The following is a 13,223-nucleotide window of genomic DNA, read 5'->3' on the forward strand; positions in this document are numbered from 1 at the left end:
TGAGTTCCTCATCTTACCTTGCTTAACGATTTTACTCATTATTTATTGCTCTGCTGCACTTGTGTATCTAACTCTTGCATATACATAGGTAATATATTAACGAGTGGTATTTCTGTAAGTGATGGATTCTAAAGGATTTTTTCAATGATGGGGGAATCTGAAATTTGGCCTGTTGATAGCACTTAGTTTAATAATTTTATATATAAATAGTAGTTATTGTTAACGGTTGGGGTTGTCTGTGGATAACTCAGTATACATCCACAGAATCAATTGTTTACAGGATTTATAACCCAGTGAAAAAAGCATGTATATCCACAGGACAAAATCTGTATAAAAAAACTTTATTTTCGTTAACTTGTGCTTACCCACAATGCATACAGTGGATATCAGTCTACTTATCCACAGAAATATTTTTAAATTTGTTGTTTTTTATGAAAAATTTTAGAAAAAACTTCAAAAATCATCTTCAAAAGTGGAATTTTTACGATTGATGAGCAGTATGTCGAAGCTTTTTGCTAATGAAATTTTATTTAAACATGTGAAAAAATGTTTTTTAAGTCTGAATGAGATCTTATTTTGCTGATTATTTTTTAAAAGATAAGAGGTTACAAAAGTGAACGAGATCATTTGTTGGTTTATACACAGGCTTTTTTAAAATCAATATCGCCATGCAAATTCAAAGCTTGTTCTACATTCTAAAAATTCGTATCCATTGCTTTTAAAAAAGAACATAAGGTCTTTTTGGGTTGTTTGTTGTTTGTTCTTTTGGTTCAGATTTCCGCATTTTTTCGAAAACAGGTTTACTTATATAACTTAGTTTATATATACATAGTAGTAATGGTTAACGTCGCGTTTTTTTGTGGATAAGTCGTAAATTATTCACAGAAACAATGACTTATGCTCTGTATATGTACGCGGATAAGCTCTGTATGTTTTGCGGATAGTTTTGGGATAAGAATTGGTGAAGAAAAGATAAAGAGGGTTTTCCCCAATTTGTGTTGGGGATATGAGCAGCCTTATCCACAGGCGTTTTAAGTGTAAAAAGATGATTTTTGCAGAAGTGAGGGGCAACAATAAGTCACTTTTATTGTTGCCCCTTATTAGAACTGGAGAAATTTTTATAGCTTGTCAGCGCGTTTCAACATGCTTGGAGCGCATTGTTGAAAGAGTTTGATAAATAAGCTGGAATATTTTTTGTTTGATTTGGGCAAGTGTTCATCGTAAATTGCCGTAAATTCCAGTGCTGGAACTCCGCCACGTGATCTTTTAAATTGACTCGCCCCAGAGCTGTAGTGGAGGCGACACTCACGTTCTTTGGCTTGCTGTAACAGTAAAGCCATGAGACGCCTGTATAAACCTAGTTCTTGCGGCAAGGACGTGTCATAGCCTATGAGTGGCGTGGTGATCCAGCCACTTTCTGGATGTACATACAAGCCTAGTATGCCAACCCAACGTCCTTGCCAACGCAGCCCAATTAATTCAAGAAAGCCGGTTTCCAGACATAATTCAAAAAAGGCAAGGCTGAAATCCGGATTCAGGTGGGAGTGCTTGTCGATGAATAACTGGCGAAAAATGTTCCGTAAATCATCTAAGTCGCTTAATTTAAGATGTTCCTGGTGGACAATTTCTACTTGTCCATCTATGAGCAGTTTGGCATCTTGTTTGACGTGATTATGTTTCCAGACCGATTTTTGTTGCGGGTCGCACAGGTAAATCATGCGTGACGGAAGCATCTTCCAGCCTTGGGCAATCAGATTCTCCATTAATTCCGGCGTAACTTCAGGGCAGATGTTGCGAATCATTAATGGACGATCTGGGTGCTTTTGACGCATAACTTCGGTTAAGCCTGCAATATCTTGTGCGCTTAATTTGGGATATAAATTGGTAGAAATCAGGTAATTGCCGATAATTGCCGCCTGGTCGATTTTGCTCGCATGCATCAAGGCTGATAAGGGACCAAAAATCAGACACGAGGTTGCTTTGACCAAACTGCTAAGGCCGGGAGCTACTTGCCGTATCGCTTCCTGGCGTGCGTATCTTAGCCAGGTAGAGCGGGGGCTGGCGACGTAGCTTTCCTGCCAGTCGCTGTCATTGAGTAAGGTAACCGGGTAACTATGACCGGCAATGTCGACAGATTGTATTTCTGAATGGACGTTGCTTACCCAATGGTTACCACCGCGTGATCGTGCGGTGAGTAACCATAAGGCATCGGCCACCATGCGTGGTGGTAATGGAGTATTCAAGTGATTCTTAGTTCAGGTCAAATTTTGGTATATAAATGCATGCCGCCGTATATTGCAGAACGATCTGTTGCATACAATGCGCGATTCTTCTCTGTGTCGGTATGCCAGACGGACATAATCGACGCAGGTAGTTTTTGTTCAAGCGGTGATGTTTCACCGCCAGTCCGGAACACGACTTTGGCGTTAGGCGCAGCAGTTCTCGTTACTTCTTCCCACAATTCAGTCAACTGCTGTTGATCCATCCAGTCTTGAGCGTCAAGGAATAAGTAGGCATCCATCGATGCGCGTGGTTGCTGCTGCAAGAAACTAGTCAGGGTGGTGTGATGTGAATGCAGGCGATCAATGTTGCTGCGTAAGGCATCAAAATGCTGTTGTTGCAGATACATAGGTAAGGCAGCTTGTTTCTTTGTGTCATAGCGGCGACCGAGTGCTTGTTGTGCGAAGCAATTTTCATCTAAAGGAAAGTCACAGCAAAGATGACGCATTCTTTCTTTAAATAAAGAGTGCAAGCCATTTTTCGCATCGTGTTTGAGTGCTTCAAACTGGGATGGTGGGATGCCGAGGCTATATAAAGCCATCGGTTGTTTGGCCATAAGTTTAAACAGGCGGGTCTCAAATACTGGCGCGACGTATCGATTGAATAGCTCAGTTTGTTCTGCGAGATTTTTTGCTGCTAATACTTTGCTCAGGTCGCCACCCATCATTTTGACGAAAGTGTGTGCAAAGCCGATGAAATTCCCCAATAAACCGTGTTGATAAGCTTGCTTAGCAAAATAGTGATAACGCGGCTGACCAGAAATGGATCTGCTTTCCCAAAAATTATTAGCGTCATCTGACAAATGTTGGCGGATATGGCGCTTATAGCGCTTGATATTATCGTTGTGGTTGGCATCGCCGAGATAAGCGAGCACCGCTTCGTAATCTGGCAAGTGCTTGATTGCCTGTTGTTTCATGTTCAGCATGGCGAGGTGTGCTGCGTTTAAGTCAACTGCGTGCACCGCGGCTGGTTGCGCAGACAAGTAGGCCAGCGCGTTACAACCTCCTGATGAGATAGTCAGAATATTTGCCCCTGGACGCAGTTGCAAAGCATCCAGATCAGATTTCGGATCTTCCCAGATTTGCGCGTAAACGAGACGGCTAAACCAATGGGCGAACAGTTTGTCCGCTAAACCTTTGCGGCCTGAAGTGGTGGAATTAAATACAGCGCTGTCTATTAATGCTTTGCTTGACATACTGGTCTCCGACGATGGTTTTGAACTTTCTCACTATCATTAGTCGCATGATGAATTTGACGAACTTAGATAGTTGAAAAATGTTCTTAGGTTATCCGTGGAGATGACTTTAGGAGGAGCAGGTGACAAGCAAGTGACAGGCAGATGAATATTTAATGAAAAATGCATAATCTGATACAACCTTAATACCAGATTTCATTTTTAAAATCACAGATTTTAGTTTTCTCGTTGATGTCGGATGCTCAACCGACGGCGACGTGCCTGAATAAACAAAAATAACTGATAAGCAAAATACAGCGAAGCCAGCACTGGCATAGAGGCAATCAAAATATAAATCACTCCTTTTACCGGTACATCGCCTGACCAAGTGCGAATGGGGTCGTTTGCGTGAGGGTTTTTCTTTTCTTCAGGCATTTTTGGCAGGTCAATTTGTACGCCCTGACTTTTTGTTGCATCGTCGCCTGGGCTGACCACGATCACCGGCTGCGTCGTTTGCACATTGATTGTTGCTGGGGGGGGGAGTTGATCTGCTGCGAACGTAGGAAATACGATGAGTTGCAATGCGAGTATCAGGGCAAGCTTGATTTTCATTATGTCGAATCTTGATTGTGGTAGTAGTAAATTAACTGAAATATTCTTTGTATGAAGCTGGTTTGCTTACTCGCGGAGAGTGAAATCACAGGAACTGGCAGAATTTGTCGGAGTGGGCGCAAAAACAATTGTGTGCGACTCATCGCGTCTATTTTATCGAACATTGATTGAAATAGCTGGATTATTGAGGGAAGTAGTTTGTGCTCCTATGTACAGACGTTGTCATTTTATTCTAGCTACGCGAAGGATGTTTCTTTGTAAGATATATAAAAGAAGCTTTAAATTGTAAAAAAGCTATGGAAAGGAAGTGTTTTTATGCTAATTTGCTATTTATTATTTTAAAAATGAAGGAGGAGAAATGTCTGGAATAGTAAATTTCGCGTTATCTCTTTTAGTCATGCTATTAATTGCTGCCGCTACCTTGCGACACTCGCGCAAGTTAATGAATTTTGCTTTTTCGACTTTAGTGTTATCTAGTTTTGTCGGTTGGTACGAATATATTTTTCCCGCCGGAATACAGCCACTCTTCTTTTTTGGTACGTTTGCATTGGTGATGGCGATTTGCTGTTTTTTTTATGCTGTCTATACGTTTGAGTTTATTCCACACGAAGATTTTGAATAAGACAATCCTGAAAATAATATTAGTCTGTGAATCGTACAGTTAGCTTTCCGCGTTGACTGCGATGCTGACTAACCAGCGTTTGACGATGCGGGCCTCTTCTTCAGTTAATGACATACTAAGTTCCTGCTCTACCTCTTTTACGTAACTATTACATTGCGCGAGGGTTTCCTGGCCCAATGTGGTGATTTGCAATTGCTGGATTCGCCCATGAACTGCGTGGGCGCGCCGTGTAATGGCGCCAGATTTCTCTAAGTTATTCACAATCACGCTGACGGTTTGTGGCGTGAGCAAAGATAGTCTTGCTAAATCTGCGTTGGAGACACCTTCATAAGCGGCAATCATCGTCAAAACAGAAAACTGCGGCGGTGTGATTTTTAACTTTGCCAGTGCTTTTTCCATACGCGCACGGTATGCCGTGGTTGCCTGCCGCAGCAAGTAGCCGAAATAACCTTGTTCTCCACGTTTGCCTTCTCCTGGTCCCGGAATTTTTTTGTTAGTCATGTTTTTTGAATAATGTCAGAGTTCTGATAATATGTTCGAGTTCTGATATTATCTCATTGTTTTTTATTTACGGAGAAAAAGATGTCCTCGATACCTGTTCTTAGTTATGAAGAATTTACCCAAACCGCGCCAGATGTTTATGTCAGTTTATTGTCCTTAGGCAAAGCGGTTGATGCATCTGGTCTGGAAAAGAAGTTGACTGAATTAATTAAAATTCGCGCGTCTCAAATTAATCATTGCGCCTTCTGTTTGCAATTCCATATTCAGATTGCCCGCAAACTGGGAATTCCATCGGAAAAAATCGACCTAGTTGCTGTATGGCAAGAAGCAGGTATTTTCTCTGCCAGGGAAAAAGCGGCGCTTGCTTGGACAGAAGCACTGACCTCCGTATCGGATGGCATACCAGATGATGCACTTTATGCCGCGATGTCAGAACATTTCACTCAGTCTGAATTAGTATTTTTGAGTGTCGCTATCGCGAGCATCAATCAATGGAATCGTATTGGTGTTGCTTTGCGCTTCAATCCACCAGGACTCGGCCAGGTGGCTGTATGAATACGATTGAAGCCAGCACTTGCTTACCGCAAAATCTATTATTGATAAGGGTTTGTGAAGAAAGCCAGTTACCACCCGTGTTAAATTTAATGCAGCAATTGCGGCCTCATTTGACTGATGTTAGCAGTTGGATTGCGTATTGGAAACGCGCTAGTCAAGCAGGATATCGCTTATGGAGTTTGAAAAAAGCTGATCAGTTCGTTGCTCTGGCTAGTTACCGGATCGCTGAGAATCTGGTTCACGGGCACTATTTGTATGTGGAAGACCTCGTTACAGATCAGGCAGAGCGCGGCGTTGGCTATGGACAAATAATGATGGAAATGTTGAAACAGGAAGCCTTGGAACAAGGCTGTGGAAAGATTGTTCTCGACACTGGACTCAACAATGCGCTTGCACATCGGTTTTATTACCGTCAGGGACTGCTTGCCAGTTCGTTACGATTTAATCAGGTATTGTCGACTTAAAAAAATAAAAAAGCAGACCGGTGCTGTTGGTGCGCCGGTCTGCTTTCCTTTTTGAAGCTGAACCTGTTATTTGACGTCGATTAACTCAACATCAAAAATCAGAGTTGCATTGGCTGGGATGACATTCCCCGCACCGCGTGAACCATAGGCCAGAGCAGGAGGGATAATCAAGGTTCGTTTGCCGCCGACTTTCATACCAACCACACCTTTGTCCCAACCCTTAATCACTTTTCCTATGCCTATCGGAAAGCTGAACGGCGCACCACCGACGGAGGAGTCAAACTTTGCGCCATGTTCTTTGCTTTCTAGGGGATCGTATATCCAGCCTGTATATTGAACGACAGCAACATCACCTAATTTAGCTTCACGTCCATTGCCTACTTTGACGTCAATTTTTTGTAAATTTTCACCGAAAGTTGTTGCTTCGGACTGGGTTTGCGCTGAGCTCAATCCTGTGGATAACATAGTGAATAACCCTAACAACGCGGCAAATAAACGTGATTTCATAAAGGTGAGATCCTGGTGACGAAAGGAGTGATAATTATATTAATTGTCTTGATTTCTGGAATGTTGTAATTTTTTTTCAAAAGCGATATCTAATTTACTCGCTTTTTTTGGTGCTTGTTTTTCGAGGCTATTGACCAGACTGACAAATGCATCAATTTCCATTGGCTCGTGAACAGCGACCGGAGCAGCACCCGCGACGCTGAGTGTCAGGTAAAAACGACCATCAGCCATGGTAACCATGGAATATACCCCTTGTTTGGTACGGTCCTTGAGTCGTTGAACTGCATTACTGGCTTTGGTGGTACGCGCCATTATTTGATTCCGTTCTTACGTAAAATTTTGTCCATAGTGCCATCGTTGTCTATATTTTTGTTGATTTTATTGAATAGCTCAATTCTTTGCTTATCCATATGAACATTGCACAGCATATTGAGTTCAATATTTTTGTATTTGATGGCAGGCACGATGTCCTTGGCAAAACCTTGTTGCGCGGCGATATACATACCGTGTAATTCGGAAACGATCCAATAATCGATACGTTTATTAATTAGGAGGCGTGGATTTTCTTCATCTTCACCAGCGAAAACGATGTGATATCCCTGTTCTGTTAATTGGATGCCGGTCGCTGCGTTGCGGTAAGAGCCGATGGCGTATGGCTTGGCATCTTCGACATGTTTCAGCACCCGGGTGTCATCTTTACGCGTATAGAGAACCCAGTTATCGGTCGTCAGAGGACCGACCCACTTATAGAAACTTTCGCGTTCAGGAGTGCGCCTAAAACCAAACAGGCAGGTGTTTTCTTCGTTCATCGTCGCGTTGAGTCCGCGCGCTAATGAGGTACTGGTCACACTCGGCGTTTCACCCGCACGCTTCATGATTTCAATTACTTTGTCGACTAAAAAGCCCTTAATTTCACCAGTTTTTGGGTCGGTGTAAGTAAATGGAGCAAATTCTTGAATGACCAGCTTAATACTTTCCGCCTGTGCCAAGGCCGGAATAAGAAAAAAACCGAGAGAAGTCACCAGGGACTGCTTAATCGCACGTACTTTGAACACTTGTTACTTTCTGGTATCCGAACATTGTCCGTTTTATAAAAAACGGGCAAAAGAGGTTATTTAATCAGATCTGAGATTTTAGATGATTAACTTCCAGGATTGGCTAACTAGTTGAAAACTCTCCGCAATCATTGCTTCATTTTTTCGCTTTTCCTGACAAATCAGGCTGAGCTGCGTTGTAATGCTTACCGCATCGGCAATCACCAATCCGTGAGCATGGGCCTCACGCATAGCAATCGCATCGCGAATTAAGCTGAGGCCTACACCAGATTTCACCAGATCAAGCATAGATTGTTCTTGATCCACCAGCGCCACTTTGTTGGGTGTAATCCCATGTTGGGCAAAAATCTTACTCAACAAGCGATGATGTGCTGATTCTGGCGGTGTCCATATCCAGGGTAACTGCGCCAGCTTTTCCCAACTTTGTCCTTGTACCCGGCTATTCCAGCCACTTGGTGCCAGAACGCGATAGGTAAAATCAGTGAGCACCAGACGGTGGCATGGGGTTTTACCATCATTGGGCAAGTCGCCGAGGTAAAAGCCAATATCCAGCTGCCCGGCCCGAATTTGCTGCAAAACCCAGCCAGACATGCCGTGTTGCAGGCGTGTCGCGATCTGTGGATAAGTTTCGACCAGACGTTTCAAAAATACCCCAAGGCGCGTAAATTCCGGGTCAAGAATGGTGCCTATCGCCAGTTCACCGGATAAAGTCGAATGGAGCGCATTGGCTGCTTGCATAAAGTCACCGCTACTCGCCAATACCCGCTCTGCATACGGCAAAAGCTTGGCGCCGTCATTGGTCAAAACCATGCCATTGCTGCTGCGATTAAATAGCTGTAAGCCAAGTTGCTCTTGGAGGGCCTTCATTTGCAGACTGACTGCAGGTTGCGTTACATGCAAACGTTCTGCGGCCCGCGTCAGGTTGCCTTCGCGGGCGATGGTCACAAAGGCGCGTAGTTGCGTGAAGTCCATCAGTTTTTCCGATGTGAGGAAAATCGACCAGATTATTATAAGCAATGCTTATATTGCTATTGATAATAACTCATTGGATTTGCCATGACGAGTGAATTAATCTCATGCCAAATATCTTTTTCTGATTAAGGTTTTCTTATGACATCGGTACTCCAGCACTTTATGAATGGTCAGATTTTTCCTTCTGCCAGTGGCCGTCAGCAAGACGTATTTAATCCTGCAACGGGTCAGGTCATTGCCCAGGTAGCTTTGGCGAGCGTGGATGAAGTCAATACGGTTGTTGCTGCTGCAAGGGCGGCAGCGCCAGCGTGGGCAGAAACGGCACCGCTCAAGCGTGCGCGGGTGATGTTCAAGTTTAAAGAATTGTTGGATCAGCACCACCAGGAGTTAGCAGCGTTGATCACGCGTGAGCATGGCAAGGTCTTGTCCGATGCGATGGGAGAAGTTACCCGTGGTATTGAAATTGTTGAATTTGCCTGCGGGATGCCGCAATTGTTGAAATCACAGTTTTCGGACAACATCGGTGGCGGTATCGATAACTACAATCTGCGCCAGCCATTGGGCGTGACTGCCGGTATTACCCCATTTAATTTTCCTTTCATGGTACCGATGTGGATGGCACCACTGGCGATTGCGACGGGCAACACCTTTATATTGAAACCGTCGGAGCGCGATCCATCATGTGCATTAATGATTGCAGACTTATTCCGTCAGGCGGGTTTGCCGGATGGCGTGTTTAATGTGGTGCAAGGCGACAAAACAGCGGTCGATGCTTTATTGCAGCATCCGGATGTGGCGGCGATTTCTTTTGTTGGTTCAACGCCGATCGCAGAATACATTTACAGCGAAGGCACGCGTTTAGGAAAGCGTGTGCAAGCTTTAGGCGGTGCAAAAAATCATTTGGTCGTGATGCCGGATGCGAATCTGGAACAAGCCGTTGATGCATTGATGGGCGCAGCTTATGGATCTGCAGGCGAACGTTGCATGGCGATTTCTGTGGCGTTGGCGGTCGGTGAGATCGCCGATCAATTAGTGAGTGCGCTGGTGCCGCGCGTGAAAGCATTGACGATCAAAAATGGTATGGAAAGCGACGCCGAAATGGGCCCGGTGGTGACCGCCATGCACAAAGCAAAAATCGAAGGCTATATCGCTGACGGCATTGCCGAAGGAGCGACTTTGCTAGTCGATGGGCGCGGTTTGAAAGTGGCCGGACATGAGGGTGGTTTCTTCCTTGGCGGCACCTTATTTGATCATGTTAAAGAAGGCATGAAGATTCATCGCGAAGAAATTTTTGGACCGGTATTGTGCATTGTTCGTGTACCTGATTTTGCTTCTGCTGTTGAGCTGATTAATCGCCATGAATTTGGTAATGGTGTTTCTTTATTTACGTCTGACGGAAATACTGCACGTGAGTTTTCACGTCGCATACAAGTCGGTATGGTGGGTATTAATGTGCCGATTCCAGTACCAATGGCATGGCATTCTTTTGGTGGCTGGAAGCGCTCTTTGTTTGGCGATATGCATGCGTATGGCGAAGAAGGTATCCGTTTTTATACCCGCTACAAATCGATTATGCAGCGCTGGCCAGATAGCATAGGCAAAGGCGCAGAGTTTACGATGCCGGTTGCGAAATAACTTTCCATCTCAAGGAATAACAATGCTGACTTTGCGCGATTTATTTCCACATCCGATTATTCAGGGACCCATGGCTGGAGGCGCCTCGACACCGGCTTTAGTGGCGGCGGTATCGAATGCTGGTGGACTGGGTTCTCTGGCGTGTGGCATGTTGTCTCCTGAGGCGATGCTGGATCAAGCATGGCAGATACGACAAGCAACGGACAAACCGTTTGCTATGAATTTATTTGTACAACAAACGCCTTCACCGTCGGCTGAGGAAATACAGCTTGCAAGTGACTTATTGCAGCCAGTCTGGTCGTCATTGGCTTGGGATAAATTGCCCCTGCCAGGTAAATGGTGTGAGGATTTTGATGAACAGTTTGAGGCTTTGCTAACTGCAGGGCCTGCCGTCGCAAGTTTTACGTTTGGTATTCTCAAACGTGAACAATTACAGCGTCTGCATGAAGCCGGTATGTTGGTCATCGGCACCGCAACGCACCTGGCGGAAGCCCTGGCCTGGCAAGAGCTTGGTGCGGATGCGGTGTGTTTGTCTGGTATCGAAGCGGGTGGTCATCGCGGCACATTTATTGGAAGACAAGAAGACGCGAAGTTATCGACAATGGAATTGCTGGCGCAGGTAGTTCCACAGCTACGCATACCGGTAATCGCTGCCGGCAATATTGTCACTGGTGAAGACGTGACGGCAGCTTTGGCTACGGGTGCGCAAGCCGTGCAAATGGGGACGGCTTTTTTGGTTACGCATGAGTCTGGAATTCATCCTGCTTACAAGGAAAAACTATTAGCTGCCACCTCTGATACCACCCGACAAACGCGTGCAATCACCGGTCGTTTTGCACGTGGATTAGATAATCAATTTATGCAAGTCATGGCGACAGTGGCTGATCAGGTACCAGCATATCCGGTACAGAATGCATTGACTGCGGCCATCAGAGCAGCGGCGGGAAAGAGCAATAATCCTGAGTGGATGTCTATGTGGTGCGGCCAGGGCGTCGCCCGCGCAAAAGCGATGAGTGCTACCGAATTGATGCGTAATTTAGTCAAACATCTGACCTTAGATAAATCCTTAAAAAACTAAAAAAGAAAAGAGGAAAACCTCCATGGAAGCAGCGGGGCAATATGACTACATCATCGTCGGTGGCGGTAGTGCTGGTTGCGTTTTAGCGAATCGTTTATCAGCAGCACCAGAAAATAAAGTACTGTTGATTGAAGCTGGTGGTAAAGATGACTATGTGTGGATTCATATCCCTGTCGGCTACTTGTATTGCATCAATAATCCGCGTACTGATTGGATGTTTCGCACCGAAGCTGAGGCTGGGTTAAATGGGCGTAGTCTGATCTATCCAAGAGGTAAAGTGCTCGGCGGTTGTTCATCGATTAACGGCATGATTTACATGCGTGGACAGGAGCGCGATTACAACGAGTGGGCGTCACTGACTGGCGATGATAGCTGGCGCTGGGATCAGGTGTTACCGCTATTTAAAAAGAGCGAAGATCATTACAGTAAAGATGAACAATTTCATTCACAAGGCGGTGAATGGCGCGTTGAAAAACAGCGTTTATCATGGGAAATTTTAGATGCATTTCGTGATGCGGCAGAACAAGTTGGCATTCCAAAAACCGATGATTTTAATCGCGGTGATAACGAAGGTTGTGGCTACTTCGATGTGAATCAAAAACGCGGCATACGTTGGAATACGTCTAAGGCTTTTTTACGTCCCGCTGCGGCACGCGACAATCTGACCATCATGACCGGATGCCAGGTACGTCGTTTGCGTTTTAAAGATGGTGAACATGGAAAGCGTTGTATTGGCGTTGAATTTGTTGGCGGTGGTCAGGAATGGTTTGCAGAATCTGTGCACGAAACTATTCTCGCCGCTGGTGCCATCGGTTCACCTTCAATATTGCAACATTCTGGTGTTGGTAATCCTGAGCATTTGCATAGTCTGGGGCTTTCCGTACAGCACGCGCTACCGGGGGTGGGGGCGAATTTGCAAGATCATTTGCAGATCCGTTCGGCATTTAAAATTACTGGCGCAAAAACCCTCAACACCATGGCGAATAATTGGTGGGGCAAAGCTGCCATCGGGCTTGAATATGCATTGAAGCAAAGCGGCCCTATGTCTATGGCACCTTCACAATTAGGTGCGTTTACGCGCTCGGATGTGACGCAAACCAGTGCGAATCTGGAATACCACGTGCAGCCTTTATCTCTGGAAAAATTTGGCGATCCCTTACATGATTTTCCGGCGTTCACGGCGAGTGTTTGTAATTTACGTCCCAGCTCCCGTGGCCACGTAAGGATTGTTTGTCAGGATCCATTTGCCGCGCCAAAAATTGCACCAAATTATTTGAGCACAGCAGAAGATAAGAAAATTGCCGCTGACTCATTGACATTGACACGCAAGATTATTGCTGCACCAGCGTTAAAAAAATATCAGCCTGAAGAAATGAAGCCGGGTGCACAATTCCGAACCGAAGAAGAGTTAGCACGGGCGGCAGGTGATATCGGAACCACGATTTTTCATCCGGTTGGTACGTGTAAGATGGGACGTAAGGATGATGTCAGCGCAGTGGTGGATAGTCAGCTGCGCGTGTTTGGCATCGCGGGTTTGCGGGTGGTGGATGCGTCAGTGATGCCGACCATTACCTCTGGCAACACGAACTCGCCAACCATCATGATTGCGGAGAAAGCGGCGATACACATCTTGCAGAATAGGCATTAACAATTTCTTTTATTTTTTGCTGTTTTAACGCTTGCGTACAAGCAGATTTAGTCGTTACTATCGAAGCCGAATCGAAACCGAATTGAAGAAATCATCTGCTGAGCTTGATCTCACAGAGAA

General features: G+C 45.1%; 14 protein-coding genes. 6 read left to right on the top strand and 8 right to left on the bottom strand.

What is annotated here, in order from left to right:
- Window positions 1-1,118: 1,118 nt before the first annotated feature.
- The 3 genes from ACO0KY_RS16315 to ACO0KY_RS16325 form a co-directional block, all read right to left on the bottom strand.
- Window positions 1,119-2,243: a hypothetical protein gene (locus tag ACO0KY_RS16315; protein ID WP_423047808.1), complete on the bottom strand. Its 1,125-nt coding sequence runs from the start codon at window positions 2,241-2,243 to the stop codon at window positions 1,119-1,121.
- A gap of 17 nt (window positions 2,244-2,260) precedes the next feature.
- Window positions 2,261-3,475, bottom strand: a complete 1,215-nt coding sequence (locus ACO0KY_RS16320) for a DUF3419 family protein (protein ID WP_423047809.1) — start codon at window positions 3,473-3,475, stop codon at window positions 2,261-2,263.
- A gap of 216 nt (window positions 3,476-3,691) precedes the next feature.
- Complete coding sequence (locus tag ACO0KY_RS16325; protein WP_423047811.1) at window positions 3,692-4,066, bottom strand: hypothetical protein; 375 nt, start codon at window positions 4,064-4,066, stop codon at window positions 3,692-3,694.
- A gap of 358 nt (window positions 4,067-4,424) precedes the next feature.
- Between ACO0KY_RS16325 and ACO0KY_RS16330 the strand changes: the two genes are divergently transcribed.
- On the top strand, window positions 4,425-4,688 hold the full coding sequence (locus ACO0KY_RS16330; RefSeq protein WP_423047813.1) for a hypothetical protein: 264 nt from the start codon (window positions 4,425-4,427) through the stop codon (window positions 4,686-4,688).
- A gap of 39 nt (window positions 4,689-4,727) precedes the next feature.
- Here the strand turns inward: ACO0KY_RS16330 and ACO0KY_RS16335 are convergent, their stop codons facing one another.
- Window positions 4,728-5,189, bottom strand: a complete 462-nt coding sequence (locus ACO0KY_RS16335; protein ID WP_423047815.1) for a MarR family winged helix-turn-helix transcriptional regulator — start codon at window positions 5,187-5,189, stop codon at window positions 4,728-4,730.
- 81 nt (window positions 5,190-5,270) lie between these two features.
- Between ACO0KY_RS16335 and ACO0KY_RS16340 the strand changes: the two genes are divergently transcribed.
- Together ACO0KY_RS16340 and ACO0KY_RS16345 are read left to right on the top strand one after the other, a co-directional pair.
- Window positions 5,271-5,744, top strand: coding sequence for a carboxymuconolactone decarboxylase family protein (locus tag ACO0KY_RS16340; protein ID WP_423047817.1), 474 nt, complete (start codon window positions 5,271-5,273; stop codon window positions 5,742-5,744).
- A complete protein-coding gene (locus tag ACO0KY_RS16345) occupies window positions 5,741-6,208 on the top strand; it encodes a GNAT family N-acetyltransferase (RefSeq protein WP_423047819.1) in 468 nt (155 codons plus the stop codon). Before ACO0KY_RS16340 ends, ACO0KY_RS16345 begins: the two co-directional genes overlap by 4 nt.
- A 66-nt stretch (window positions 6,209-6,274) precedes the next feature.
- On the opposite strand, the gene ACO0KY_RS16350 is transcribed toward ACO0KY_RS16345, so the two are convergent.
- From ACO0KY_RS16350 to ACO0KY_RS16365, 4 genes are all read right to left on the bottom strand, one after another.
- The gene (locus tag ACO0KY_RS16350) at window positions 6,275-6,715 is read right to left on the bottom strand and encodes an FKBP-type peptidyl-prolyl cis-trans isomerase (RefSeq protein ID WP_186912003.1); all 441 of its coding nucleotides are present in this window, start codon (window positions 6,713-6,715) and stop codon (window positions 6,275-6,277) included.
- 39 nt (window positions 6,716-6,754) lie between these two features.
- Window positions 6,755-7,027 carry a hypothetical protein gene (locus tag ACO0KY_RS16355; protein ID WP_423047822.1) on the bottom strand — a complete coding sequence of 91 codons (273 nt, stop codon included), beginning with the start codon at window positions 7,025-7,027 and terminating at the stop codon, window positions 6,755-6,757.
- Window positions 7,027-7,770 carry a substrate-binding periplasmic protein gene (locus ACO0KY_RS16360; protein WP_423047824.1) on the bottom strand — a complete coding sequence of 248 codons (744 nt, stop codon included), beginning with the start codon at window positions 7,768-7,770 and terminating at the stop codon, window positions 7,027-7,029. The genes ACO0KY_RS16355 and ACO0KY_RS16360 overlap by 1 nt, the downstream gene beginning before the upstream one ends.
- Window positions 7,771-7,848: 78 nt before the next feature.
- Window positions 7,849-8,742, bottom strand: coding sequence for a LysR family transcriptional regulator (locus tag ACO0KY_RS16365; protein WP_423047826.1), 894 nt, complete (start codon window positions 8,740-8,742; stop codon window positions 7,849-7,851).
- 138 nt (window positions 8,743-8,880) lie between these two features.
- Here ACO0KY_RS16365 and ACO0KY_RS16370 point away from each other — a divergent pair, with 138 nt between their 5' ends.
- From ACO0KY_RS16370 to ACO0KY_RS16380, 3 genes are read left to right on the top strand one after another with little or no spacing between them, the layout of a single operon-like run.
- The gene (locus ACO0KY_RS16370; protein WP_423047828.1) at window positions 8,881-10,377 is read left to right on the top strand and encodes a CoA-acylating methylmalonate-semialdehyde dehydrogenase; all 1,497 of its coding nucleotides are present in this window, start codon (window positions 8,881-8,883) and stop codon (window positions 10,375-10,377) included.
- A 22-nt stretch (window positions 10,378-10,399) separates the two neighbouring features.
- The gene (locus ACO0KY_RS16375; protein ID WP_423047830.1) at window positions 10,400-11,455 is read left to right on the top strand and encodes an NAD(P)H-dependent flavin oxidoreductase; all 1,056 of its coding nucleotides are present in this window, start codon (window positions 10,400-10,402) and stop codon (window positions 11,453-11,455) included.
- 22 nt (window positions 11,456-11,477) lie between these two features.
- On the top strand, window positions 11,478-13,103 hold the full coding sequence (locus tag ACO0KY_RS16380) for a GMC family oxidoreductase (protein ID WP_423047832.1): 1,626 nt from the start codon (window positions 11,478-11,480) through the stop codon (window positions 13,101-13,103).
- The last annotated feature ends 120 nt before the right edge of the window (window positions 13,104-13,223 follow it).

This window comes from Undibacterium sp. Dicai25W (assembly GCF_049340505.1).
Classification (GTDB): domain Bacteria; phylum Pseudomonadota; class Gammaproteobacteria; order Burkholderiales; family Burkholderiaceae_D; genus Undibacterium; species Undibacterium jejuense.

Excerpts from the sequence above, each read along its gene's own strand:
- ACO0KY_RS16370 (WP_423047828.1), top strand. The coding sequence starts at position 8,881 with ATGACATCGGTACTCCAGCACTTTATGAATGGTCAGATTTTTCCTTCT.
- ACO0KY_RS16330 (WP_423047813.1), top strand. The coding sequence starts at position 4,425 with ATGTCTGGAATAGTAAATTTCGCGTTATCTCTTTTAGTCATGCTATTA.
- ACO0KY_RS16355 (WP_423047822.1), bottom strand. The coding sequence starts at position 7,027 with ATGGCGCGTACCACCAAAGCCAGTAATGCAGTTCAACGACTCAAGGAC.
- ACO0KY_RS16350 (WP_186912003.1), bottom strand. The coding sequence starts at position 6,715 with ATGAAATCACGTTTATTTGCCGCGTTGTTAGGGTTATTCACTATGTTA.
- ACO0KY_RS16325 (WP_423047811.1), bottom strand. The coding sequence starts at position 4,066 with ATGAAAATCAAGCTTGCCCTGATACTCGCATTGCAACTCATCGTATTT.
- ACO0KY_RS16340 (WP_423047817.1), top strand. The coding sequence starts at position 5,271 with ATGTCCTCGATACCTGTTCTTAGTTATGAAGAATTTACCCAAACCGCG.
- ACO0KY_RS16335 (WP_423047815.1), bottom strand. The coding sequence starts at position 5,189 with ATGACTAACAAAAAAATTCCGGGACCAGGAGAAGGCAAACGTGGAGAA.
- ACO0KY_RS16380 (WP_423047832.1), top strand. The coding sequence starts at position 11,478 with ATGGAAGCAGCGGGGCAATATGACTACATCATCGTCGGTGGCGGTAGT.
- ACO0KY_RS16375 (WP_423047830.1), top strand. The coding sequence starts at position 10,400 with ATGCTGACTTTGCGCGATTTATTTCCACATCCGATTATTCAGGGACCC.
- ACO0KY_RS16365 (WP_423047826.1), bottom strand. The coding sequence starts at position 8,742 with ATGGACTTCACGCAACTACGCGCCTTTGTGACCATCGCCCGCGAAGGC.
- ACO0KY_RS16320 (WP_423047809.1), bottom strand. The coding sequence starts at position 3,475 with ATGTCAAGCAAAGCATTAATAGACAGCGCTGTATTTAATTCCACCACT.
- ACO0KY_RS16345 (WP_423047819.1), top strand. The coding sequence starts at position 5,741 with ATGAATACGATTGAAGCCAGCACTTGCTTACCGCAAAATCTATTATTG.